This is a genomic window from Streptomyces sp. NPDC101166 (assembly GCF_044768125.1).
Classification (GTDB): Bacteria; Actinomycetota; Actinomycetes; order Streptomycetales; family Streptomycetaceae; genus Streptomyces.
This window is the reverse complement of record NZ_JBIWPF010000011.1, coordinates 248,101-272,231: the sequence shown is the minus strand read 5'-3', so window position 1 is coordinate 272,231 and position 24,131 is coordinate 248,101. Positions and strand designations below refer to the sequence as shown.

Sequence of the window (24,131 nt, the reverse complement as noted above, 5' to 3'; positions counted from 1 at the left end):
ACGCGCGGTCAGGAACGACCGGCCTGTGCGAACCGCGCAGCAACAACAGCCGCAGGTCCGAGCCCGGCCGACCGCGTGAAGGCGGTCAGGGGCGCGGGCGGGCTCAGCGGCGGTAGAAGATCCGGTCGCGATACTGCTCCATCACCCGGCTGTTCCACTCGTGGCCGCCGTCCACGTTCCCGGAGCGCAGCAGCGGGGGCTCGACACCGCGGTCGGCGAGGGCCGCGGCCGCCGTGGCCATGACGGCCTGCAGCAGGGCCGTGGTCACGACCGTGGAGGCGGGCGCGAAGGGCGCCGGGACGCTGTCGTGGGTCAGCTCGGCGTCCCCGACCGCGATCTTGGAGTCCAGGACGAGGTCGCAGTGGTCCTTCAGGAACGTCCCCGAGGCGTGCCGGGACTTCGTCTCCTCGGTGTACGCCAAAGAGGTGACGCCGATGACCTTCACGCCCAGGGCGCGCGCGTTGAGGGCCATCTCCACGGGCAGGGCGTTGCGGCCGGACAGGGAGATGATCACCAGGGCGTCGCCCGCGCGGACGGGCGAGGTGTCGAGCACGGCGGCCGCGAGGCCGTCGACGCGCTCCAGGGCCGAGCCGAGCGTGGCCGGGGTGACGTCGACGCTCACGGTGCCGGGGACGGCGAGCAGGTTCATCAGGGCGAGGCCGCCGGCACGGTAGACGACGTCCTGGGCGGCCAGGGAGGAGTGGCCCGCGCCGAAGGCGAAGAGGCGGCCGCCGGAGACGACGGTGTCGGCGAGGAGAGCGCCGGCGGCCTCGATGTTCGCCGCGTTCTCGTCGCGGACGCGGCGCAGCAGCGCGATCGCCGCGTCGAAGAACTGTGCGGCGGGCGTGCGGTCGCTCATCCGAGGGTCCCTTTTGCCGTATCGAGTGGTGCGTGGTGGTGCATGGCGATGCGTGGGGTGCGAGGCGCGGTGGACGGAGGTCGGCGCCCGCCCGCAGTGTCGCGGATCACGGTGCGGTCTGGACCAGTGCGGTGTCAATACGACGCGGGGAAGGCGGACGCGGGGTTCTCGTTTCGGGCTGGGCGGCACGGTTGTCGGTGGTATCCGGCAGAATTGAAGTCAGGGCCAGCGCACGCGCCGGAGCCGTCCAGCCTTCGGCAGAGTCAATCGAGGGGCACGTATGTCCGGACTGATCGACACCACGGAGATGTATCTCCGCACCATCCTCGAGCTGGAGGAGGAAGGTGTGGTCCCCATGCGCGCCCGGATCGCCGAGCGGCTCGACCAGAGCGGGCCGACGGTCAGCCAGACGGTGGCGCGCATGGAGCGCGACGGCCTGGTCTCCGTGGCCAGCGACCGGCATCTGGAGCTGACCGACGAGGGCCGTCGGCTGGCCACGCGCGTGATGCGCAAGCACCGCCTCGCCGAGTGCCTCCTCGTCGACGTGATCGGCCTGGAGTGGGAGCAGGTCCACGCCGAGGCCTGCCGCTGGGAGCACGTGATGAGCGAGGCCGTCGAGCGCCGTGTGCTCGAACTGCTCCGGCACCCCACCGAGTCGCCCTACGGCAACCCCATCCCGGGGCTCGAGGAGCTGGGCGAGAAGGACGGCGCCGACCCGTTCCTGGACGAGGGGATGGTGTCCCTCGCCGACCTCGACCCGGGCACGGAGGGCAAGACCGTCGTCGTGCGCCGGATCGGTGAGCCCATCCAGACGGACGCGCAGCTGATGTACACGCTGCGCCGCGCCGGTGTGCAGCCCGGCTCGGTGGTGAGCGTGACGGGGTCGGCCGGCGGTGTGCTCGTGGGCAGCGGCGGCGAGGCGGCCGAGCTGGCGTCGGACGTCGCCTCCCACGTGTTCGTCGCCAAGCGCTGAGGCACTGTCGGCGCGGGCCGTCGGCGAGTGCTGAGCCTTGGTCAATTTCTGGTGTCACAGGGGCCGTTGAGGCGCGAGTGGATGTCGCCGGATCGGGGATCGCCTGTGTCGAATCGCAGCGCGCCGACGCCGCGCGTGCCACCCTGTCGCGTGAGGCATGACCTGAGGGGGCGGGATGGTGTGCCGCAGTCGACAGGAGGGCCCCGGCGCCGTGTGGCGCCGGGGCCTGTCCTCCCCTGTTCTGACCCGGAGCCCCGAGCTCTCAGGGTCATTCCCCGCGGACCGTTTTCCCCGAGCGGTCCGCCCCCCCGCTGAAGATCTCCCCTCGGTCAGGGCGATCAATCCTTGAGCGAGGTCACTCGAACGAGGGGTGTTGCTCGCGGAAGAACCAATTCTCGAATAAGCATTCGATAATGTGCGGGTGACGGAGTGAATGACGGCGCGCAGGGTGATGCGTGAGGGTAGGCAGCGGTAGCGGCAGCACAGCGGAGCTAGGGGGGTGCCAGAACGTATGGCGCGACGCATCGACGTGACCGGAGCGGACGGCGTACGCCTGTCCGCCTGGGAGTTCGGTGACCCGCCCAAGGGCGACCCCCCGGACCATGTACCGGAACTCATGATTCCGGCCCAGTCGCCGGCCGCGACAGGTGTGGGCAAGGGGCCGGGGCCGGGGGCGGGCTCCGGGGTCCTGTTACTGCACGGCCTGATGGGCCGTGCCTCGCACTGGGCGTCCACCGCCCGCTGGCTGGCCGAACGGCATCGGGCCATCGCCCTCGACCAGCGCGGTCACGGCCGGAGCGAGAAGCCCCCGCAGGCCGCCGCCTACACCCGTGAGGCGTACGTCGAGGACGCCGAGGCCGCTCTCGAACAGCTCGGCCTCGCCCCCGCGGTCCTCATCGGCCACGCCATGGGGGCGCTGACCGCCTGGCAGCTCGCCGCCAAGCGGCCCGATCTCGTCGCCGGCGTGGTCATCTGCGACATGCGGGCTTCCGCGCTCGGCGCGGCCTCGCAGCGGGAGTGGGCCGACTGGTTCAAGTCCTGGCCCGTCCCCTTCGCCACCCTCGCCGACGTCCGCAAGTGGTTCGGCGAGGACGATCCCTGGGTGGAGCGCCCCAACCCGGCGCGGGGCGAGTTCTACGCCGAGGTGATGCACGAGTCCGCCGACGGCTGGGAGCCCGTGTTCGATCCCGAGCAGATGCTGAAGTCCCGTGAGACGTGGGTCTTCGACGCGCACTGGGAGGAGCTCACACAGGTGCGGTGCCCGGCCCTCGTGGTGCGCGGGCTCGACGGTGAGCTGGGGCGGGCGGAGGCGCAGGAGATGGTGCGGGTGCTGCCGCGCGGGGAGTACGCCGAGGTCGCCGACGCGGGTCATCTCGTCCACTACGACCAGCCGGCGTCCTGGCGGACGGCGATCGAGCCGTTCCTGGAAGGGGTGCTCACTCGGTAGCGAACGGGGGCCTTCTCGTGGGCGGGTGCGGTTCGGGTCGTGGGGGCTGGTCGCGCGGTTCCCCGCGCCCCTTGGGCGGTTGGGCTTGCCCTTTGTCGGGAGTGGTCCCACGTGCGGTGGGCGGGTGCGGGTTGTGGGGGTGGGGTCGCGTGGTTTCCCGCGCCCTTGGGTTGGCTGGGCTTGGCCCTTGTCGGAAGTGAGCCCGAGTACAGGGCGACTTCCAGTTCCCGGTTTCAGCCCTTGCTCACCGCCGTGAGGATCTCCGGCAGGCGGGCCGCCGTGTGGGGGGCTGCCAGGCGCAGGCCCAGCAGGGTGAGCGCCGTTCCGTAGGCCGCGCCTGCCGGCAGCAGCGCCCAGGTCCACGCGTCGCCGCCGGCGCTGACGTTCAGCCAGATCGTCGCCGCGATGACCGGGGCGCACAGCAGCGCGGCGGCGACCATGCCGCCGAAGACGGCGATCCAGGCCAGGCCCGTCTGCCCGGGGGCCACGTTCTTGTAGCCCTCCTGGGGGATGGAGTAGGGGAAGCGGGCGGAGGTCCACGCCCCGGTCGCCAGCATCGCGCCGAGCAGCGCGAACGACAGCCCCAGCGCCTCGGGCAGCTTCGCCCAGTCGCCGAGCAGCGCCGTCGTCAGGGCGGTCACGCCCGTCGCGTACGGCAGGGTGATCACCAGCAGCGCGAGGGCACGCCCGCGCAGCTCGACGTACGCGTCCCGGGCCGAGGACACGGTCATCGCGACCATCCAGAACGCGGACGTGTCCTGCCCGAACTGGTTGTACATCTGGATGCCGAGCATCCCGGCGGCGAAGCAGGCGAAGTAGATCGAGCCGGTGCCCTGGACCGCGTTGAAGACGGGCACGATCAGCCCGATGGCCAGCGAGGACACCCACGCCGCCTTCGTCTTGGGGTCGCGCCAGACGTAGCGCAGGCTGCGCTCCACGACCGCGCCGGTACGCCCGTCCGGCAGCACCCGGCCCGCCCTCGGGTCCCGCCCGGCCCGCCGGCCCCCGGCGGACGGCTCGGCGGCCTGGAGGGTGGAGCCGTCGGGCGCGGTCATCAGCCGGGTCAGGCTCCGCGACCACAGCGTCACCAGAGCCGCCAGCGCGCCCGCGGTCACCACGAGCCGCGCCGCCGCGACGCCGTACGAGCCCTCGCTCGCCGCGTCCACCGCGCCGATCGCGGAGGCGGGCGGCGCCCAGGCCAGCACCCGCGCCACCGGATCGAGCGGCCCGAGCCCGGCCGTGCCGAGCCGTTGTGCGCCGAAGTTGACGACCTGCGCCCCGACCGCGATCACCAGGCCGCTCAGCACCGCCAGATCGCGGCCCTTGCGGCTGGTCAGCAGGCGGATGTTCGCCGCGGCGACGGCCCGCGCCAGCGCCACGCACACCAGCAGCCCCAGTCCGACGCCGAGCACGGCCGTCCCGTACGCCACCGCCCCGTGCGCCACGGCGATCGCCGAGCCCAGCAGCGTCAGCGCCGTGAACAGCGGCCCGATGCCCACCAGGGAGGCCGCGAGCAGCGCCCGCACCAGTGGGCGCGGCCGCAGCGGCAGCATCACCAGCCGGGTCGGGTCGAGCGTCTCGTCGCCGCTGGGGAAGAACAGCGGCATCACGGCCCAGCCGAGTCCCAGCACGGCCACCAGCGACACTCCGAGCGACGCCGCGTGCGCGTGCCCCCGCAGCGCGATCAGTCCGACGAACTGGAGCACGGCGAACAGCAGCACGACGACCGCGGAGGCGACGTACGCGGCCCGCCGGCCCCCGGACTGCCGCAGCCCGTTGCGCAACAGCGACAGCTTCAGCCGTACGACGACGGCGGTCACGTCGGTCACCGTGCGCCGCCGCCCAGCCAGTCGAGGTCGGCGGCGGCGTCCCGGCCGTGTGCGCCGACGAGTTCGAGGAACGCCTGCTGGAGCGAGGGGGCGCAACCGCGCACCTCCTCCAGCGGGCCGTGGGCGCGGATCCGTCCCGCCGCCATCACGGCCACCCAGTCGCACAGCGACTCGACCAGTTCCATGACATGGGAGGAGAACACCACGGTCGCGCCGGAGGCGGTGTAGCGCTCCAGCACACGCCGGATGGTCTGCGCGGACACCGGGTCCACGCCTTCGAACGGCTCGTCCAGGAAGAGCACTTCGGGGTTGTGCAGCAGCGCCGCCGCGAGCCCGATCTTCTTCCGCATGCCCGTCGAGTAGTCCACGACGAGCTTGTGCCGGGCCCCGGCGAGGTCGAGGACGTCGAGCAGCTGACCGGCCCGCTTGTCCACCTCGGCGCCCGGCAGGCCACGCAACCGGCCGCTGTAGCCGAGCAGTTCGCTCCCGGACAGCCGCTCGAACAGCCGCAGTCCCTCGGGCAGCACACCGATCCTGGCCTTCACCTCGACCGGATCGCGCCACACGTCGTGTCCGACGACCTCGACGCTTCCCTGGTCGGGCCGCAGCAGCCCGGTGACCATGGAGAGCGTGGTGGTCTTCCCGGCTCCGTTGGGACCGACCAGTCCGATGAACTTCCCGGCGGGCAGATCGAGATCGATCCCGGCCACGGCGACCTGCTGCCCGAAGCGCTTCCAGAGTCCGCGCACACGGACAGCGGCGCCGGCGACGACTGCATCGGAGGTCATGCCAGAACTCTAGGCTGTGACAGCCGACTTCAGCGGACCGGAAGGCCGCGCCCTCAGCGCTCCCGCCCGCACGCGTAGGCCAGCGGCGAGATCAACTCCTCCGCGTCCGGCAGCCATCGGTTCGCCGGCGTCGGACGGCAGGCCCACTGCACGGCCCCGCGGGACCCGAACCGGGTGGGCGGCGCGGCCACGTACGTCCCCTCGCCCCACGCGAGGAGATCGAGCGAGGTCAGGGACCAGCCCAGCGCGCGGACCAGCCCCGGCACCTTCGCCGATGTACCCGGCAGGACGAAGAACTGCATCCGCCGGTCGGGCGTCAGCGTCACCGGCCCCAGCGTCGACCCCATCCGCTCCATGCGCGCCAGCGCCAGGAACCCGGCCGTCTCCGGCACGGAGATCGCGTCGAAGGTCCGCCCCGTGGGCAGCAGGATCGACGCCGCCGGCTGCTGCTGCCACATGCGCCGGGCGACGGTCGCGCTGCCCGTCGCCTGGGCCGCCCAGTCGGGGCGCGCGGGGTGCGCGCCGGGTGCCGGACACGCGGTGTCGGCGCAGGAACAGCGCTGCACCCCGTCGACGGCTTCCAGCCAGGTGCCGGGGGCCACGTCCCAGTGACGCTCCTCGACGTAGCGAACTGCGGTCTCCAGCAGCGATTCTCCGCGCTGCTTCGGGATCTGGGTGGCTTCGGCGCCCGCGATGGTCTCTTCCACGACGAGCACAACTCCGGGCGTCACCAGGGGTTACGCCCGCCCGCGTGCGCGGGGGAGGAGCACCGGCCCCCCGTTCGGGGCGCACAGGTGCATGTGCGGGGGCGCGCGGCAGGAACGGGCGCGGAAGCGGGTAGTGACGTTCGGGGGTCGGCTTCCGTCCGAAAGGGCCCCGCACCCGGCAATCCTCACATGCCTCGCATTTTCGCCGTGCGAGCGGGGCATCGATCTTCACGGCCGGAAACATCCGGTGGAAGAGACGTCAACTCGGAGCGCGGTAAGGCGCAGCCGCCGCACGCGAGCCGCCAAGACACAGGGGGTAGTGCCCATGGCCGCAAGGCCTCTCGTCGCACGGCAGCCGAACGAACGGCTGCAGGCGCTCATCCAGGAGGCGGGGTGCTCGAACGCCGGACTCGCCCGCCGCGTCAACATGTGCGGTGCGGAACACGGCCTCGACCTGCGCTACGACAAGACGTCCGTGGCGCGTTGGCTGCGCGGGCAGCAACCGCGTGGCCGCGCCCCCGCGATCATCGCCGAGGCGCTCGGCCGCAAACTCGGCCGTACGGTCACGATCGACGAGATCGGGATGGCCAACGGCAAGAATCTCGCGTCCGGCGTCGGCCTCCAGTTCTCCCCCACGGTGCTGGGCGCCATCGAGCAGGTCTGCGAACTGTGGCGAAGCGACGTGGGGCGCCGGGACTTCCTGTCCGGCGCGTCCGTGGCCGCCTCGGCGCTCGTCGAGCCCAGCCGGGACTGGCTGATCTCGTCCGCCGACGCCCAGGTGGCGCGTACGGCGGGCCCGCGGGTGGGCCTGTCCGACGTGGGGGCGGTGCGGGCGATGACCCAGGCGCTCGTCGACCTCGACCACCAGTACGGCAGCGGGCATGTGCGCCCGGTCGTCGTGCACTACCTCAACAGCGTCGTCTCGGGGCTCCTCGCCGGTTCCTACCGGGAGGCCGTCGGGCGTGAACTCTTCGCGTCGGTCGCCCGGTTGACGGAGCTGGCCGGCTACATGGCCGTCGACACCGGTCAACCCGGCCTCGCCCAGCGCTACTACATCCAGGCCCTGCGTCTCGCGCAGGCCGCCGGCGACCGCGGCTACGGCGGGTACGTGCTCGCCGCCTCCATGAGCCACCTCGCCGCGCAGCTCGGGAACCCGCGGGAGATCGCGCAGTTGGCACGGGCGGCGCAGGAGGGCGCACGCGGGCGGGCCACCCCGCGCGCGGAGTCGATGTTCCACGCCGCCGAGGCCCGCGGGCACGCGCTGATGGGCGACGTGCGGGCGGCCCAGACGGCGTCCGCGCGGGCGGTGTCGGCGCTGGAGGCGGCCGATCCGGGGTCGGGGGACGATCCGCCGTGGATCGCCCACTTCGATCAGGCCTACCTCGCCGACGAACTGGCCCACTGCCACCGGGACCTCGGCCAGGCCGAGGCGGCGGCGCGCTGCGCGGAACAGTCCCTGGCCGGGCATCCGGAGAGCCGGGCCCGCCGCCGGGCCATCGGCTATGTGCTGTTGGCCACGGCGCAGGTGCTCAAGCGGGAGGTCGAGGAGGCCTGCGCGACCGGCCTGAAGGCGGTGGAACTGCTCGAGACGCTCCGCTCCAACCGGGGCGCGGAGTACCTGGAGGACCTCCAGCAGCGGCTGGAGCCGTTCCGGGAGGAGGCGGTGGTCAGGGAGTTCGGAGCACGTCTGGACCTGCAGACCGCCGCCTGAACGGACGGGGCGCCGTGGCGTGAACGGGTCCTCGCCGAAAGGGGAAGCGGCCCTTCGTCGCGCGGGGCGCGGCGGACGCAGCGCACGGCGCTCCGGTTCTGTTACCGACGTCACTGGGAGGCACATCACGTTCTGAGCTGCGTGGCACGGGATTCCGGGAACCCGGTAGCGTGAGCCGACGATTGACGAAGGTCCCCCATTCGTAGGAGTCCCGGTGACGCAGAGTGGACAGGGCGAGGAGCCCTCGGCGCGGCCCGCGCACGAAGGCATCGTGCTGCCCTCCGACGGCGGGGAGCCCCTGCTGCCGGGAATGACGAACGCTTCCTATTCCAGACCCCGCCCGCACGAGCAGCAGCAGCCTTCGGCGTCCGCCCCGGGCGGCGGTCAGACCTGGGGCCAGCCCTGGGGCCCGGAGCAGCAGCAGGCGGGGCAGGGCTGGCCGCTCCCGGCGGACCAGCAGCAGTGGGGCGCGCCGCAGGGCGCCGGCCCCGACGCGTGGACGCAGCAGTCCACCGACGGCGCCGGCGCGTCCCGCCCGGCCGGCGCGGGTCCCCTGCCCCCGGAGGGCGCCCCGGCCCCGTCCTACGGGCACGGCATGCCCGGCGCCCCGCTGCCGCCCGCCTCCGCCGACGAGGGCGCGACGCAGTACATGCCTCCGGTCCCGGGCGGTGATCACCGAGCCTCCTACCCGCCGCCGGCTTCCGCCGAAGAAGGCGCGACGCAGTACATACCGCCGGTCCCGGGCGGCCACAGCGCATCCTTCCCGCCGCCCGCCTCGGCGGACGAGGGGGCGACGCAGTACATGCCTCCGGTCCCGGGCGGCGATCACCGCACCTCCTACCCGCAGCCCGCCGCGGCCGAAGAGGGCGCGACCCAGTACATACCGCCCGTCCCGTCCGGCTCCGCCGACGAGGGGGCGACGCAGTACATCCCGCCGGTCCGCCCGGGCGCCATGCCGCCCGAGACACCGTCGGAGTCCACCCACTACCTGGGCCGCGCGAGCGCCTCCCCGGACGCCGAGGCCACTCAGTACATTCCGCCCGTCACCGGCCAGGGGCCGTACGGCGGCGGCGCCGGCGGCGCGGACCGGCAGCAGCCGCCCGCCGGGTTCGAGAACCTCTTCCGGAACGGCCCCGCCGGCGACGACCCGGTCGGCGGCTCCACACAGCAGATGCCCCGCATCTCCGAGCCGGAGGGCGCCGGGCACGGCTACCCCGCCGCCCCGCAGCCCTCCTACACCCCGCCCGGCGACGGCTCCGGCGGCCGACGCGGCGGGCGCGACGAGGACCACGGGCGTGGACGTAGCAGCCGTACCGGCTCGCGGCTGCCGATGATCGCGGCGATCGGCGTGGGCATCGCCGTCCTCGGGGTCGGCGCGGGCGCGCTGCTCGGGGCCGGCGGCGACGGCGGCGGCGACAAGGGCGACGACAACAAGACCGTCGCCGCGTCCGCGCCCGCCACCGAGGGCTCCGCCTCGGCATCCGCCGACGGGGCCGAACAGCAGGCCATCGCGCTGGACAAGCTGCTCGCGGACAGCGGCAGCAGCCGGGCCACCGTGATCAGCGCGGTGGCCGACGTCAAGGCGTGCACCGATCTCGCGCAGGCGGCCACGGATCTGCGGGGCGCGGCGCAGCAGCGCAACCAGCTGGTGACAAAGCTGTCCGCCCTGAGTGTGGACCAGCTGCCGAACCACGCCGCGCTGACCGACGCCCTGACCAAGGCGTGGCAGGCGTCGGCGTCCGCCGACGACCACTACGCGGCCTGGGCCGACCAGGTCGCCGGCGACAAGAAGCGGAACTGCAAGAAGGGGCAGGCCCGCAGCACGCCCCAGACGCAGGCCGGCAACCGGGCGAGCGGCACCGCCAGCACCCAGAAGACGCGGGCCGCGAAGGTGTGGAACGAGATCGCGCGGAAGTACGGCCTGACGGAGCGCCAGCCCGTCCAGCTCTGAGGGCCCTGACGGCCCTGACGGCTCGACGGCCCTGACGGCTCGACGGTCGCGACGCCGGCGGGAGCCATGCCCCTGTCGGGGCCGACGGGCTCATGGGGCAGGCGCCCCTCAGTCCACCTCGGCCTTCTCCATGGTCGTCGTCACGTCGACGAAGCCGGGCTTCGCCGCGACCAGCCGGCCCCGCCGCACCGTCTGCAGGGTCACATGGGCGTTGACCAGGCGCGGAAGGCCGATCGAGGCGAGCTTGTCACTGAACTGCCACCGCAGCGTCGGCGTGAGCTCGCCGGTGTCGATCCTCAGCCCGTCGTCCAGGGCGCCCCGTACGGTGGAGGCGCTCACCTCGCCGTCGCCGAGCGACTCCACGACCGCGCGCAGCACCGCGTAGGCGATCCAGGTGGTCTGCACGCCGGTGTCCGCCGCGTCGATCCGGGTGTCGGAGAAGGCGCTCTCGCTGATCACCTTCTTCATGCCGTCCCAGCGGGGATCGCTCGCCGCCGGGTACCAGCCGGTGACGTAGGCCCCCTCGAACGCGCTGGACGCGCCGCCGGTGGAGTTGACGACCGTCTGGTCGACGCTGCCGAGCACGGTGGCGGTGCGCACGGCGGCGTAGTCGTCGCGGGTGCGGCGGAAGGAGTCCATGAAGGTGGCGGTGCGGTCGCCGAGGGCGGGGATCACACAGCCCTTCTCCTCCTTGCCGCCGGTCGCCTCCTTCAGCGCCTTCTCGGCCTGGGCGGAGTACTCGGCGGAGTCCTCGGGGGCCCGCTGGTCCTCGGCCGAGTCGTGTCCGCCCGTGGTCAGGCCGGCGTCGAGCATGGGCGGCAGGGCGTCGCCCGCGATGGTGTCGGGGCGGACCAGCGCGACCGGACCGCAGTTCCCGGCGAGTTCCTTGCCGAGCCCGGCGAGCAGCGCGGGCTGGCCTCCGTTGACCGGATAGGACAGAGGGCTGGTGAACTCGGCGTTCGTGACGCCGTAGCCGCCGATGTAGGGGATGCCGGCGCCTTCCAGATGCGGGAAGAAGGAGTCGGAGCGCTGGCTGTAGGAGCCGACGACGGCCACCGCCTCCTCCTTCACGGCCCGCCGGGCGCACTTCGCCGCGTCCACGGCGGTGTTGTGGTCGTTGCAGGTCAGGACGGTGAGCTTGCGGCCGCCGATGCCGCCGTTCGCGTTGACCCAACGGGCGTAAGCGAGGGCGAAGGCGGGCATCCCGGGCTTGTTGGTCGCGCCGGTGCCCTCGGGCGCCCAGGTCATGACGACGATCGGGCCGTCCCCGGAACCCCCCGTGGTTCCGGGGACCACCCCGCAGCCGGCGAGGAGCGACGCACAGCCCGCCAGGGCGCCCGCCGCGAGGACGGCGGCCCTGGTGGAGCCGGTGAAGCGGGGGAGCCTGGGGAGGAAGGTGCTTCGCGTGCGTCGCCTGCCGGTCATGGCTCCGCACGATTCCGTCACACGGCCAACCCCGGAGTGACCCTTGGTCGACGTCTGGTGACGCGGAGGTGAATTACAGGGGCCCGAGAAGCGCGGAGGACGGAGAACGTACGATCGACGACCGTGCAACAAGGTTCGGAGAACTCTTCCCGTCGCGGCCGTCGCTCCTCCACCATGGGCGGCATGCCACTGAACGACATGCCGTGGTGGCGCTGGCGCAGCAATGTGCGCTCCGCGCTGCACATGCTCTCCGACCCGGTGTTCCAGCGGGACGTCTGGCTGGCCGGGGTGGACGGCTACGGTGACGTCACCGACGCCGTGTACCGCCTGGTCGAGGACACCTGGCTCGACAACTGGTCCGCCGAGAAGTACGTCGGCACGATCTTCCGTGACTCCCAGGAGGCGGCGCTCGTCGACACCGCGGTGCTGCGCGTGCTGCGGATCATGCACCAGGTCGGGCCGGACGCGCCGGTCTCCGCGTACGTGGAGCACCCCGGCTGGCCGGAGGCGGTGCGGGCGGCACGCGACGCGCACGTCCGGATGGCGGCGGCGGACGGCGAGGACGCGGACGCGCCCCCGCGCACGCTCGAGGTGCTGCGCATCATGACCAGGTCGGCGTAGCTCCGCCCTGCCCGTCGGCTCCGCCCTGCCCGTCGGCTTCGCCCGGTCCACCCGCGGCTTCGCCCGGTCCCCCCACGGTTCGCCCGGACCGTCTGGTTCGTCCGGTCCGTCCCGCCCCTCCTGCTCGTCCTGCGGACGGATGCCGGGCCTTCCAGGCCCTCGTGAGACCCTGTGCTGCATGAATGAGCAGTCCACCCGAGCCTCGGCGAGCCTTGCCGACCAGTACGTCCTCACCCTGTCCTGCCCGGACAAGCAGGGCATCGTGCACGCCGTGTCGAGCTACCTCTTCATGACCGGCTGCAACATCGAGGACAGCCAGCAGTTCGGCGACCACGACACGGGACTGTTCTTCATGCGCGTCCACTTCTCGGCGGAGGCGCCGGTGACCGTGGACAAGCTCCGGGCGAGCTTCGCGGCGATCGGCGACTCCTTCCACATGGACTGGAAGATCAACCGGGCCGACGAGAAGATGCGCATCGTCCTGATGGTCAGCAAGTTCGGGCACTGCCTGAACGACCTGCTGTTCCGCGCGCGGATCGGCGCGCTGCCGGTGGAGATCGCGGCGGTGGTGTCCAACCACACCGACTACGCCGAGCTGGTGGCCTCGTACGACATTCCCTTCCACCACATCGCGGTGACGCGGGAGAACAAGTCCGAGGCGGAGGCCCAGCTTCTGGAGATCGTCCGCGGGGAGAACGTCGAGCTGGTCGTCCTCGCCCGGTACATGCAGGTGCTGTCGGACGACCTGTGCAAGCAGCTGAGCGGGCGGATCATCAACATCCACCACTCCTTCCTGCCGAGCTTCAAGGGCGCGAAGCCGTACCACCAGGCGCACGCCCGGGGCGTGAAGCTCATCGGCGCGACGGCGCACTATGTGACGGCCGACCTCGACGAGGGGCCGATCATCGAGCAGGAGGTCGAGCGGGTCGGCCACGACGTCACCCCGGACCAGCTGGTCGCGGTGGGGCGGGACGTGGAGTGCCAGGCGCTGGCGCGGGCCGTGAAGTGGCACGCGGAGCGGCGGATCCTCCTCAACGGCCGCCGCACGGTGGTGTTCGCCTGACACCCCGCCCACCGACCGGCCTCCGGCCTCCGGTCTTCGGCCGGTGCGGCCGGTGGGCGGCCCGTCCTACATCCGGCTCAGGCTCGCCGCGGCGAACAGCAGCTCCCTGATCGCCGAGCGGTCCCCCAGCTGCCCCGCCGCCGCCTCCTCCGGCGGCACATGGCCCGCCGCCAGCCGGCAGAACTCCACGTCGTCCAGCGCCACGTGGGCCACCTCGTGGTCGGCGGAGCCCACCGCCGCGGGGGAGTCCAGCGGGATCAGCCACTGCCCGCCGCCCTCGCCCTCGATCTCCAGGCGGAGGCTGCGGCCGGGACGGCCGGCGGCCACCAGGTGCCGTCGGGCGCCGGGGGCCGACAGCCCCGCCCGGCGGCGCGCGGCGAGGGCCTTCGGCAGCATCCGCGCCGCGAGGTCGATCATGCCGTGCAGATGGCGCGGCGCGGGCGGGGCGTACGGGTAGTCGACGGCGTCGGCGATGTCCTCCGCGTGCACCCAGCACTCGAAGGCCCGGTCGAGCAGCGCGTCCCGGATGGGCAGTTCGAAGTGGCCGTACGACACCGGCAGCGCACCGGGGGTCGGTCCGGTGAAGGAGACGGTGCGCACGACGGCGTGGGTCTGCTCCCGCCATGGGCCGCGCACCGAACGCGTCGGCGGGAAGTGCGAGGCCTCCCAGAAGGCCTCGGTCCGCGCGGCCGGGGTGCGGACGGCCACCCGGGCGCGGTCGGCGCCCGAGTCGGCCCTCGCGGCCGCCGTCCTGCGGTCGTGGTCCGGGCCGCCGCCCGAGCGCAGCGGGTCCTGAAGGCCGAGCGCGGCGGCGACCAGTCCGTCCACGGCGATCAGGTGGGCGATGACCCCGGCCACGGTCGTGCGGCGGCTGGTCGCGCCCTCGCCGCGGAACCAGCGCAGCCGCACGGGCGCGTGCCACTCGGCGTCCCCGAAGTCCTGGAGCAGCGCGTCCAGGCGCGCGGTCTCCGCGTCGTACGACGACGCCCAGACCGGCACCGGGACGCGGGGCGGCCGCCGGTCCAGGCAGGCGTCGAGGACGCGGGTGCGCAGGGCGGGGTCGAGGTCGAGGCTCTCGGGGCGCTGGAGCAGGCCGACCGCCTCGCGCAGCCGCAGTGCCTCGTCGGCGCAGGGCCCGCACTCGCCGAGGTGCTCCTCGACGGCCGCGGTCTCCTCCGCCGAGCAGGCCGCCAGCGCCCAGGCGCCCAGCATCGACTTCAGCACCGGGTGCTCCAGCGGCGGCGGGGGCGGCGACGCCCGGCCGTCCGGGCCGGGGCGCGTGCCGACGCGCGGGGCGTCGTGCGGGCCGGTCATGCCGCGCCCCCGTATCCGGGCGGCGCGCCGGGGGCGGTGACGTCCGGGGTGGTGGCGTCGTGCGCGGTGGACAGCAGCTGCAGGCCGAGGCGGAGGCGGCGGCGGGCCTCGTCCTCGGTGACGCCGAGGTCGGCGGCGGTCTGGTGGTAGTCACGGCGCTGGAAGTAGGCCAGTTCCAGGGCGGCGCGCAGCGGGGCCGGCATGGACTGGACGATGTAGTCGGCGCGGGCGGCGACGGAGGCGTGACGGACCTTGTTCTCCACGTCCTCCCGCTGCTCGGTGGTGCCGGGGCCGCCGTCGCCGAGGGCTTCTGTCTCGGTGGCGCGCAGCCGTCGCACGGCGAGGCGGTGGGTCAGGGAGGCCACCCAGGTGCGCAACGGGCCCTGCTGAGGGTCGTAGGCCTCGGGATGCTCCCAGACGTGGGCGAAGACCTCGCGGGTGATGCCGTCGGCGGCCCGCTCGTCTCCGAGCACGCGGTGGGCGAGTCCGTGCACGAGCGAAGCGAACCGGTCATAAAGCTCACCGAGGGCGGCGGCCTCTCCGTGCGCAAGTCGCTGCTGCATCGTGCGGTCCCAGCGGGGCAGTGTGTCCTTCTCCACCCTGCGACCCCCTCGCCCGTGCTCCGTTCGGCGTCCTTGCCGAGATGTTCTTGTCCAGCGTGCGTCCCCCGTCAGCCCGAATGTAGTCGGCACACCGGCCGACGCACGCCCCTTTGTCGCAATGTGCGCCCCCTGTCGCGCCGGGGGTGGTAAAGGGGCGTCAGCGGCTCGGGTCGGTCCCTCCCGCCTCTGATCGAGTTCGACCACACCTGCTGCAGTACGTTCGAACGGGACCCAAAGCGACTGAATCCGGCCTCTCTTCTTTATGGGCAGTTTTCTGTGCGGAGTTTCGGGGAACGGGCCGCTGGGCAGCCGCGCTGCGAGGAAGCGAAGGGACAGCTTCCGTTTCGGCGACTGAAGGGCGTGGTGGTGGCTTTCAAAGTGAGCGGCGTCGAGCGCGGCGGATGGGCCGTGCTCCATGTCTCCGGCGAACTGGATCTGGTGACGTCACCGGTGCTGCGTCAGCGGGTGCACGACGAAGTGGCCGAGGGCCGGCACAGCCTCGTCCTCGACCTCTCCGAGGTGCACTTCTGCGATTCGAGCGGCGTCGGAGTCCTGATCGCCTCCCGCCGCCTCATCCGCTCCTGCCGGGGCAGGCTGCGCCTGATCCTGCCGGCGCGCGGCGCCGAGGAGCACTCCCACGTCAACCGGGTGCTCGGCGCGCTGGGAGTGCGCCGCCTCTTCGACGTGTACGGCGACGTCCAGGCGGCCGTGGACGACGGAACCGAGCCCCTGTCCGCCTGACGCGCGCGCCTGAGGGGTCCTCGCGCCCGACGGTGAGTCACCTCACGGCGCTGCCACACGTTTGTCCCGAATTCACCCCGGTTCAGGCACAACCGCCGCCTTCCCGTACCCGGGGCGTCACCGGCGTCGTACGCTCCCTGCCGACAAGCACCCGCACGCGACGACGTAAGGCGGCCCGAGAAGACATGGTCAGCAGCGAGTACGAGCGCAGGATCGCCGGCCGGTTCGCCACCTTCGACCAGGACGGCAACGGCTACATCAGCCGCGAGGACTTCGCGGCGGCGGCCAAGGCGCTGCTCACCGAGTTCGACACCCCGGCCCGCTCCGACAAGGGGCAGGCCCTGTACACCGGCGCCGAGGCGTTCTGGCAGGGCATGGCGGGGATGGCGGACCGTGACGGCGACCAGCGCATCACGCGCGAGGAGTTCGTCGGCGGCGCGGTCAAGCGACTGCGCGACAACCCCGAACGGTTCGGCGAGATCGCCCGCCCGTTCCTGCACGCGGCCCTGGCCGTGGCCGGTGCCGACGCCGACGGAGCGGCCGCTGTGGAGGACACCGTGCGGGTGCTGACCTGCCTGGGCGTGCCCGGACAGGCCGCGCGTGCCGTCGCCGCCGCCCTGGACGCGGACACCGACGGCCGGGTCCTGGAGACGGACGTCGTCCCGGCCTTCGCCCGCTACTTCACGGTCCCCGAGTAGCCCCGGACGCCGGCCGCCCTCTTCACGGCGTGCGCGGTGCGGCCGAGAACCGCTCCCGCAGCTTGTACTTCAGCACCTTGCGCAGCGTCTCGTTGCGAGGCAGGGCGTCCACCACCTCCAGCTGCTCGGGCAGCTTGTGCGGCGACAGCCCTTCCGCGCGCAGGTGGGCCGTCACCGCGTCCAGGGTCAGCGCGCCCGCGTCCGCCGCACGGTCCGCCGCCGGTTCGACCACCGCGCACACCCGCTCCCCGCGTTCGGGGTCCGGCAGTCCGATCACCGCCACGTCGCCCACCGCCGGGTGGGTGTGCAGCAGGTCCTCGATCTCCTTGGCCGACACGTTCTCCCCCTTGCGGATGATCACGTCCTTCAGCCGGCCGGTGAGCACGAGATGGCCGCTGCCGGTCACCCGGCCCAGGTCCCCGGTGCGCAGGAAGCCCTCCTCGTCGAAGGCCTCGGCTGTCTGCGCGGGGTCGAGGTAGCCCCGGCAGACCGCCTCCCCGCGCAGCCGCACCTCCCCGTCGGGCGCGACCCGTATCTCCATGCCCCGCGGCGGCCGTCCCTCCGTCGTCGCCAGGTTCTCCGGGGTGTCGTCGGGCGAGCCCATGGTGATCATCGGCACCTCGGTCATCCCGTACCCGTGGGTGAGCTGGACGCCCATCTCGCGCACCACGGCGTGGTACAGCTCCGGAGGCTTGGGCGCGCCCCCGCCCGCGAGCAGCCGCAGCGAGGGGATCACGGGGGCGCCGGGACGCTTGCGCTGCTCGGCCAGGAACATCGAGTAGAACGCCGTGGAACCGCCCGCCACCGTCACCCGGTGCCGCCGGTACTCCGCCAGCGCGTCCGGCATCGCGAACTGCTCGAACATCACCGCCGGGAAGCCGTACAGCAGCAGCATGACCGTGTAGTCGGGGCCGGCGATGTGCGCGTACGGGAAGGCCATCGAGCCGACGTCGCCTGCGGTGAGGCGCAGCGCGTGGGCGAGGCAGGAGCCGCCCGCGATCAGCGAACGGTCGGTGTGCAGCACGCCCTTGGGGTCGGAGGTGGTCCCCGAGGTCCAGTAGATCCAGCGTACGGACGTGCCGTCGGAGGGTGGGGCGGGCAGCACGGCCGGGTCGCCCTCGGGCAGGTCGTCGTAGGCCTCGAAGACGCCCTTCGCGCCCAGGCGGCGCGCCATCTCGCCGTGGTCGAAACCCCGCCACACGCCGGGCACGGCGAAGTACTCCGCTTTGGACTCGCGCAGCGCGAAGCCGACCTCGCGGTCCCGGTAGAACGGGATGACCGGGCTCTGCACGGCGCCCAGCCGGGCCAGCGCGAAGGTCAGCACGGCCGTCTCGAGGCGGGTGGGGAGCTGCCAGGCGACGACCGTGCCAGGGCGTACGCCCATGCCGTACAGGCCGGCCGCGGTGCGCTCGGCGCGCTCGCGCAGCCCGCCGAAGGTCAGGGCGCGGTCGCCCTGGAGGAGGACCGGGCGGTCGGGGGTGAGGGCGGCGCGGCGGTCGAGCAGGTCCCAGAGAGTGCGGGACGCGCTCAGGGCGTGGGCGGTATCGGTCACGGCGGCCCCCTCAAGAACTGACGGACAGTCAGATTGTGGGCAGAGCGTAGGGCTCGTCGCCTTGTCGGTCCAGGGGTCGCGGACTAGCCTGCTGGGCAGAACAGATCTGACGGGCCATCAGATGACGTGCCCGCCGGACCACGCCCGTCGGACCACGGCCCGCGGACCCGGCCGTGGCACCTGCGGCCTTTCAGCACGCGTCCGCCAGGCGGAGGGGACCATGACCGAACTGCCCCGCATCATCAGCGTCGACGACCACGTGATCGAGCCCGCGCACCTCTTCGAGACCTGGCTGCCGCGCAAGTACCACGACCGCGGCCCGAAGCCCCTCACGGCCGGGATCGGGGAGCTGGCGTACGTGGGCGGCAAGTACCGGATCACGATGGACCCCGACGGTCCGCCCACCGACTGGTGGATTTACGAGGACCTCCAGTTCCCGTACAAGCGCAACATCGCCGCCGTCGGCTTCGACCGCGACGAGATGACGCTGGAGGGCATCACGCGCGCGGAGATGCGACGCGGCTGCTGGGACCCCGGGGCGCGGCTCGCGGACATGGACCTCAACCACGTCGAGGGCAGCCTCTGCTTCCCGACCTTCCCGCGTTTTTGCGGCCAGACCTTCGCCGAGGCGCACGACAAGGAGGTCGCGCTCGCCTGCGTGCGCGCCTACAACGACTGGATGGTCGAGGAGTGGTGCGGGGACAGCGGCGGCCGGCTGATCCCGCTGTGCCTGATCCCGCTGTGGGACGTCGAGCTGGCCGTGGCGGAGATCCGGCGCAACGCCGGGCGCGGCGTGCGCGCGGTGACCTTCTCGGAGATCCCCACCTACCTGGGCCTGCCCTCCATTCACTCCGGCTACTGGGACCCGTTCTTCGCGGTGTGCCAGGAGACAGGCACGGTCGTCAACATGCACATCGGCTCCAGCAGCCAGATGCCCGCCGCCTCACCGGACGCGCCGCCCGCCGTCCAGGCCTCGCTGAGCTTCAACAACGCCATGGCCTCGATGATGGACTTCCTCTTCAGCGGCGTGCTGGTGAAGTTCCCGGCCCTCAAACTCGCCTACTCCGAAGGCCAGATGGGCTGGATTCCCTACGCCCTGGAGCGCGCCGACGACGTCTGGGCGGAGCACCGCGCCTGGGGCGGGGTCCGCGACATCGTCCCCGAGCCGCCGTCGACGTACTACTACCGGCAGATCTTCTGCTGCTTCTTCCGTGACAAGCACGGCGTGGCGTCCCTGGACGTCGTCGGACGGGACAACGCCACCTTCGAGACGGACTACCCGCACGTCGACTCGACCTTCCCGCACACCAAGGACGTCGCCCTCGACCATGTGAAGGGCCTGGACGACGAGACCGTCTACAAGCTGATGCGGGGCAACGCCATCCGCATGCTCGGCCTGGACCTCGACCGCGACCGCCGTCCCGACCGCTCGGGGTGACGCCGATGGACCTCGCGGACACCCCGCAGGAGGCCGAGTTCCGGGCCCGGCTGCGGGAATGGCTGGCCAAGGCGCTCCCTACGCTGCCCCCCAAGCCCTCCCCGGACGACTGGCCGGCCCGCAGGGCCTACGACCTCGGCTGGCAGCGCATGCTGTACGACGCCGGGTACGCGCACGTGCACTGGGACGCCTCCCCCACCGTACGGCTGATCTTCCTGGAGGAGACGGAGGAGGCGGGCGCGCCCTACGTCGGCGCGGGCTTCGTCGGACTGCTGCACGCCGGGCCGACCATCGCCGCCGAGGGCACCGCGGCCCAGCGGGAGCGCTGGCTGGCGCCGATCCTGCGCGGCGAGGAGGTCTGGTGCCAGGGCTTCAGCGAACCCGACGCCGGCTCCGACCTGGCGGCACTGCGCACACGCGCGCGACGCGACGGCGACGTCTACGTGGTGAACGGCTCCAAGATCTGGACCTCGCACGCCGAGGTCGCCGACTGGTGCGAACTGCTGGTGCGCACCGACCCGGCGGCTCCCCGGCACCGGGGCATCACCTGGCTCGCGCTGCCGATGGACGCCCCCGGCGTCACCGTACGGCCGCTGCGGACGCTCGCCGGATCCGCCGAGTTCGCGGAGGTGTTCCTCGACGACGTGCGCGTGCCCGTCGCCAACCGGGTGGGGGAGGAGAACGACGGCTGGCGGGTGACGATGGTGACGCTGTCCTTCGAACGCGGTACGGCGTTCGCGGGAGAGGTGGTGGCCTGCCGGCGCACCCTCGGCGAACTCGCCCGCGAGGCGCGCCGCAACGGCCGCTGGGACGACCCCGCCCTTAGAAGACGGCTCGGCAGGCTCCACGCCGAGCTGCGGGCGCTGTGGCGGCTCACCCAGTGGAACGTGAGCGAGGCGGAGGCCTCGGGCGGCGGGGCGCCCGGCACGGGCGGCTCGGTCTTCAAGCTCGGCTACTCGCACACGCGCCAGGAGCTCTACGACGCGGCGGCCGACGTCCTCGGCGACGACGCCCTCGACCTGGAGCGGCCCTGGGTCCTGGACCGGCTCTCCTCCCTCTCGTACACCATCGCCGCCGGGACCTCGCAGATCCAGCGCAACATCGTGGGCGAGCGGATCCTCGGCCTGCCGAAGGGAGGCTGACGTGCGTTTCCTGCTGACGCGGGACCAGCGGGACCTGCGAGGCGGCGTACGGGAGCTGCTGGCGCGACGCTTCGGCCCCGAGGAGCTGCGCGCGGCGGTGTCCCGGCCCGGGCTGGACCGCCGGCTGTGGCGGGACCTCGGGGCGGCCGGCTTCTTCGCGCTCCGGCTGCCCGAGGCGGACGGCGGCGTCGGACTGGGCCTGCCCGAAGCGGTGCTGGCCTTCGAGGAGGCCGGCCGCGCCCTGCTGCCCGGCCCGCTGGCGGCCACCTTTCTCGCGGCGGGTGAGGTGCCCGGCGCGGCGACCGGCGAGAGGGTGGTCACCGCGGTCGACGGCGGCCTGGTGGAGTGGCTGGCCGAGGCGGACGTCGTCATGGGCGACGCTGAGGGCGCGGAACCCCTGCGGTCGGTGGACCCGCTGACCCCTCTGCACCGGACGCCGGGAGGCCGCCGCCCGGCCCCCGATCCCGTCGCCGTCCTCCTCACCGCCGCCGAGCAGCTCGGCACGGCCACGCGCGCGTGCGAGCTCGCCGTGCGACACGCGCGGACGCGCGAGCAGTTCGGGCGGCCCGTGGGCGCCTTCCAGGCCGTCAAACACCTCTGCGCGGATCTGCTGGTGCGCGTGGAGGTGGCCCGGGCCGCGGTGTACGCGGCCGCCGTCACCGCCGGACCGGCCGATGTCGCGGCGGCCCGGCTGCTCGCCGACGAGGCAGCCGTGCGCGGAGCTCGCGACTGCCTCCAGGTGTTCGGCGGGATGGGATTCACCTGGGAGGCGGAGGTTCATCTGCTGCTGAAGCGCTCCTGGGTGCGCACGAGACGTACGGGGGGCGGTACGGAGAGTGAGGAAGCCCTCGCCGAGGACCTGCTGGCGACGCCGGGGCGCTAGCCGCCGCAGGCCTCCTGCCTGCGGTGATATGCAGGCGCGGGGTGCATCGCGCGGTGTGTGTCACTGATCGTGGCAAGTCATCGTCACGGAATGTGAGATTCGGTTGTGTCCGATCGGTGACCCGTCACGGCCCGGAGTCGGGTGGTCGCTCCGGTACCTTCTGTGAGATGCGAGTTGCCGTGAGCGCGGATCGTGCCGGCCGAGCCCCTGGGGCGACGCCGGGGACGGGGGTGCGCACCGCTGCTCGCAGGGCGGACGGCCGTCACGGCCCTGTCCGTTCGACTCCCCGCGATGAGCGTCGCACAGTATGCCGCACGGGTACTCCTTCGCGCTGGAATATGCCCGAAGCGCTTGTTGAGGTGACTGTACGTCAACCAAGCTGTCTCTCAAGGGATTCACGTTCCGTCACTCTGCCCCTGACTGTTGTTCTGGTCATGCAGAAAATGGCTACGATCGTGGCCCTCGTCGTCATGGTCCTCGCGTGGCTTGCGTGGCTCACGTGGCGCGCGGCCATGTGTCCGCCGGTTCGGATGGTGTGAGCGGTGCAGGTGCTTCAAGTGCAGCTGGAGATCCGGCCCGACCCCACTGAGGTGGGTCGCGCCCGCAGGTGGGCCCGTACGCGCCTCGCCGGGTCCGGGATAGAGGCCGACGAGCCGCTCGCCGAGACGCTGATCCTCCTCGTCTCCGAGCTGGTCACCAACGCCGTGGTCCACACGGGCTGTCCGGCCGTCCTGAGGCTCTCGCTGCCGGGCGCGGCGGTCGGGGCCCCGGAGGGCGCCGACGGGCCGTGGGAGGGCGTCGTACGCCTGGAGGTGGCCGACAGCAGCGACCGCGCCCCCGTCCCCCGCTGCGTGGGCGACGACGCCACGGGCGGCCGCGGACTGGCCCTCGTGGACTGCCTCGCGGACCGCTGGGGCTGGAGCGTCGAGGGTCCCGGCAAGCGCATCTGGTGCGAACTCGACCGCTGCGCGGCGCCGGGGCCGGACGCGGGTCCGACGGGCGGGACGGCGACGGTCTGTCAGAAACCGTCGTACGGGGGGATCGCGTACGAAGCCGTGTGACCCGCGGGGTGCGGAGCCCCGTACGGCCGGTGCGCGGTGTCAGAGGATGTGGCGCGTGCGTCCCCGTCGGGCTTCGGTGCGCCCGGGCGTGCTTCCGTGCGCGCCCACCACAAATGGGGTGCAAGTAACAAATCGCCGATCGGGTGTTGACGTCACGTGTCCGTTTGATCACGCTTGTGGTCAGCGATTCGCCGTGAGGGGACGACGAGGGCATCGGTGACGGAGGCCCTCGACGAGTGCGGATCGCCGATTCGGCGTCGGAGCCCTCAGGGCCGAGGGGAACCGAGGGGAGGGTACGCCGAGTCGGATGGTGGCGCGCGGTGCCGTGCTCGGGGCGGGCAGCGGCGCGCCACCATCCGTCGAACCTCCCGGGCCGCCCTAGAGGATCGCCACCGGCGCCACCGGGGTTCCGGTCCCGCCGACGAACGGCTCGGGCATTGCCGACAGCAGGAACGCATAGCGCGCCTCTTCTCCACAGGCTGTGGACAACTCCTCGAGATTCCAGTTCTGCCCCTGGAGCATCCCCATCTCCACCAGATCGAGGGCGTGCACGGGCAGCCACAGGTCGTCGATCTCCGGCGGGAAGATCTCGAACGTGAGGGTGTCGTCGGCCACGGCGGCCACATCGCGCGCGTGGAACCACTCGGGAGTGCGCAGCGACAGCCCCGGCGAGGGATGCGCGTACCCGTGCTTGTCCCCGGCCAGGTAGAGCCGCATCTGCCCGGTCCGCACCAGGACGATGTCTCCGGCCCGCACCCGCGTCCCCGCCAGCTCCTCGGCCGCCTCCAGGTCCTCGGGCGTGACCGCGTGACCGCCGGCCAGCCGGTCGACGCCACGCGCGCGTGCCACGTCCAGCAGCACTCCGCGCGAGACGACGTGCCGCGCCTTGTCGATGCCGCTGAACTCCGCGCCGCCGTGCGGGGTGATGGTGCCGGCCGGGCGGCCGTTGTAGAGCTTGCCGGAGTGCGAGACATGGGTCAGCGCGTCCCAGTGGGTGGCCGCCTGGAGGCCCATCGTCACGGCGTCGTCGCTGCACGCCACCGAGCCCGGCCCGAAGATCTCCTGGTTGATCTGCACCATGGTGTGCAGCGGGTTGACCCGCCCCGGGATCATCCCCGTCTGCACGCCGTCCTCCCGCAGGGGGAGGGCGAGCGGGACCCGGCGGCCCGTGCGGACCTCGGCCGCCGCCGCCCGCACGACCTCGTCGGTGATCAGGTTCAGAGTGCCGATCTCGTCGTCGTCCCCCCAGCGCCCCCAGTTGTTGACGCGCTTGGCGATGTCCTGGAACGCCGGATGGAGCGAGGGCAGTGCCATTCGTGCCTCCCC

Annotated in this window: 21 protein-coding genes; 12 read left to right on the top strand and 9 right to left on the bottom strand. The window is 72.8% G+C overall.

The window, feature by feature from the left end:
• Nucleotides 1-103: 103 nt before the first annotated feature.
• Nucleotides 104-859, bottom strand: coding sequence for an SIS domain-containing protein (locus tag ACIRS4_RS21270; protein ID WP_404198069.1), 756 nt, complete (start codon nt 857-859; stop codon nt 104-106).
• A 280-nt stretch (nt 860-1,139) separates the two neighbouring features.
• Here ACIRS4_RS21270 and ACIRS4_RS21265 point away from each other — a divergent pair, with 280 nt between their 5' ends.
• Nucleotides 1,140-1,832 carry a metal-dependent transcriptional regulator gene (locus ACIRS4_RS21265; RefSeq protein ID WP_404198066.1) on the top strand — a complete coding sequence of 231 codons (693 nt, stop codon included), beginning with the start codon at nt 1,140-1,142 and terminating at the stop codon, nt 1,830-1,832.
• 511 nt (nt 1,833-2,343) lie between these two features.
• Nucleotides 2,344-3,279, top strand: a complete 936-nt coding sequence (locus ACIRS4_RS21260; protein WP_404198063.1) for an alpha/beta fold hydrolase — start codon at nt 2,344-2,346, stop codon at nt 3,277-3,279.
• 233 nt (nt 3,280-3,512) lie between these two features.
• Here ACIRS4_RS21260 and ACIRS4_RS21255 read toward each other — a convergent pair whose 3' ends face one another.
• From ACIRS4_RS21255 to ACIRS4_RS21245, 3 genes are read right to left on the bottom strand one after another with little or no spacing between them, the layout of a single operon-like run.
• Nucleotides 3,513-5,099, bottom strand: coding sequence for a transporter (locus ACIRS4_RS21255; protein WP_404198061.1), 1,587 nt, complete (start codon nt 5,097-5,099; stop codon nt 3,513-3,515).
• A 5-nt stretch (nt 5,100-5,104) separates the two neighbouring features.
• Entirely contained in the window at nt 5,105-5,896 is a 792-nt protein-coding gene (locus ACIRS4_RS21250) for an ABC transporter ATP-binding protein (protein WP_404198058.1), read from the bottom strand.
• A 53-nt stretch (nt 5,897-5,949) separates the two neighbouring features.
• Entirely contained in the window at nt 5,950-6,612 is a 663-nt protein-coding gene (locus ACIRS4_RS21245; protein ID WP_404198055.1) for a bifunctional DNA primase/polymerase, read from the bottom strand.
• A 316-nt stretch (nt 6,613-6,928) separates the two neighbouring features.
• Between ACIRS4_RS21245 and ACIRS4_RS21240 the strand changes: the two genes are divergently transcribed.
• Both ACIRS4_RS21240 and ACIRS4_RS21235 read left to right on the top strand, forming a co-directional pair.
• A complete protein-coding gene (locus ACIRS4_RS21240) occupies nt 6,929-8,314 on the top strand; it encodes a transcriptional regulator (protein ID WP_404198052.1) in 1,386 nt (461 codons plus the stop codon).
• 214 nt (nt 8,315-8,528) lie between these two features.
• The gene (locus ACIRS4_RS21235; RefSeq protein ID WP_404198050.1) at nt 8,529-10,265 is read left to right on the top strand and encodes a hypothetical protein; all 1,737 of its coding nucleotides are present in this window, start codon (nt 8,529-8,531) and stop codon (nt 10,263-10,265) included.
• A 108-nt stretch (nt 10,266-10,373) separates the two neighbouring features.
• Here ACIRS4_RS21235 and ACIRS4_RS21230 read toward each other — a convergent pair whose 3' ends face one another.
• Nucleotides 10,374-11,690: an ABC transporter substrate-binding protein gene (locus ACIRS4_RS21230; RefSeq protein ID WP_404198047.1), complete on the bottom strand. Its 1,317-nt coding sequence runs from the start codon at nt 11,688-11,690 to the stop codon at nt 10,374-10,376.
• Between the two features lie 174 nt (nt 11,691-11,864).
• Between ACIRS4_RS21230 and ACIRS4_RS21225 the strand changes: the two genes are divergently transcribed.
• Together ACIRS4_RS21225 and purU are read left to right on the top strand one after the other, a co-directional pair.
• On the top strand, nt 11,865-12,311 hold the full coding sequence (locus tag ACIRS4_RS21225) for a hypothetical protein (protein WP_404198044.1): 447 nt from the start codon (nt 11,865-11,867) through the stop codon (nt 12,309-12,311).
• Between the two features lie 178 nt (nt 12,312-12,489).
• Nucleotides 12,490-13,374 (top strand): formyltetrahydrofolate deformylase, encoded by an 885-nt coding sequence (purU, locus tag ACIRS4_RS21220; protein WP_404198041.1) that lies wholly within the window; start codon nt 12,490-12,492, stop codon nt 13,372-13,374.
• A gap of 66 nt (nt 13,375-13,440) precedes the next feature.
• On the opposite strand, the gene ACIRS4_RS21215 is transcribed toward purU, so the two are convergent.
• Together ACIRS4_RS21215 and ACIRS4_RS21210 are read right to left on the bottom strand one after the other, a co-directional pair.
• Nucleotides 13,441-14,688, bottom strand: a complete 1,248-nt coding sequence (locus tag ACIRS4_RS21215; RefSeq protein ID WP_404198038.1) for a zf-HC2 domain-containing protein — start codon at nt 14,686-14,688, stop codon at nt 13,441-13,443.
• Entirely contained in the window at nt 14,685-15,251 is a 567-nt protein-coding gene (locus ACIRS4_RS21210; RefSeq protein ID WP_404198149.1) for an RNA polymerase sigma factor, read from the bottom strand. Before ACIRS4_RS21210 ends, ACIRS4_RS21215 begins: the two co-directional genes overlap by 4 nt.
• 399 nt (nt 15,252-15,650) lie before the next feature.
• Between ACIRS4_RS21210 and ACIRS4_RS21205 the strand changes: the two genes are divergently transcribed.
• Both ACIRS4_RS21205 and ACIRS4_RS21200 read left to right on the top strand, forming a co-directional pair.
• Nucleotides 15,651-16,031, top strand: coding sequence for an STAS domain-containing protein (locus ACIRS4_RS21205; RefSeq protein WP_404198036.1), 381 nt, complete (start codon nt 15,651-15,653; stop codon nt 16,029-16,031).
• 185 nt (nt 16,032-16,216) lie between these two features.
• The gene (locus ACIRS4_RS21200) at nt 16,217-16,729 is read left to right on the top strand and encodes an EF-hand domain-containing protein (RefSeq protein WP_404198033.1); all 513 of its coding nucleotides are present in this window, start codon (nt 16,217-16,219) and stop codon (nt 16,727-16,729) included.
• A 22-nt stretch (nt 16,730-16,751) separates the two neighbouring features.
• On the opposite strand, the gene ACIRS4_RS21195 is transcribed toward ACIRS4_RS21200, so the two are convergent.
• Nucleotides 16,752-18,281: a class I adenylate-forming enzyme family protein gene (locus ACIRS4_RS21195; RefSeq protein ID WP_404198031.1), complete on the bottom strand. Its 1,530-nt coding sequence runs from the start codon at nt 18,279-18,281 to the stop codon at nt 16,752-16,754.
• A gap of 220 nt (nt 18,282-18,501) precedes the next feature.
• Between ACIRS4_RS21195 and ACIRS4_RS21190 the strand changes: the two genes are divergently transcribed.
• From ACIRS4_RS21190 to ACIRS4_RS21175, 4 genes are all read left to right on the top strand, one after another.
• Entirely contained in the window at nt 18,502-19,719 is a 1,218-nt protein-coding gene (locus ACIRS4_RS21190) for an amidohydrolase family protein (RefSeq protein ID WP_404198028.1), read from the top strand.
• A gap of 5 nt (nt 19,720-19,724) precedes the next feature.
• A complete protein-coding gene (locus ACIRS4_RS21185) occupies nt 19,725-20,861 on the top strand; it encodes an acyl-CoA dehydrogenase family protein (RefSeq protein ID WP_404198026.1) in 1,137 nt (378 codons plus the stop codon).
• 1 nt (nt 20,862) lies between these two features.
• Complete coding sequence (locus tag ACIRS4_RS21180; RefSeq protein ID WP_404198023.1) at nt 20,863-21,744, top strand: acyl-CoA dehydrogenase family protein; 882 nt, start codon at nt 20,863-20,865, stop codon at nt 21,742-21,744.
• A gap of 557 nt (nt 21,745-22,301) precedes the next feature.
• Entirely contained in the window at nt 22,302-22,805 is a 504-nt protein-coding gene (locus tag ACIRS4_RS21175) for an ATP-binding protein (RefSeq protein WP_404198147.1), read from the top strand.
• A 378-nt stretch (nt 22,806-23,183) separates the two neighbouring features.
• Here the strand turns inward: ACIRS4_RS21175 and ACIRS4_RS21170 are convergent, their stop codons facing one another.
• Nucleotides 23,184-24,119: a cyclase family protein gene (locus tag ACIRS4_RS21170; RefSeq protein WP_404198021.1), complete on the bottom strand. Its 936-nt coding sequence runs from the start codon at nt 24,117-24,119 to the stop codon at nt 23,184-23,186.
• Between the last annotated feature and the right edge of the window lie 12 nt (nt 24,120-24,131).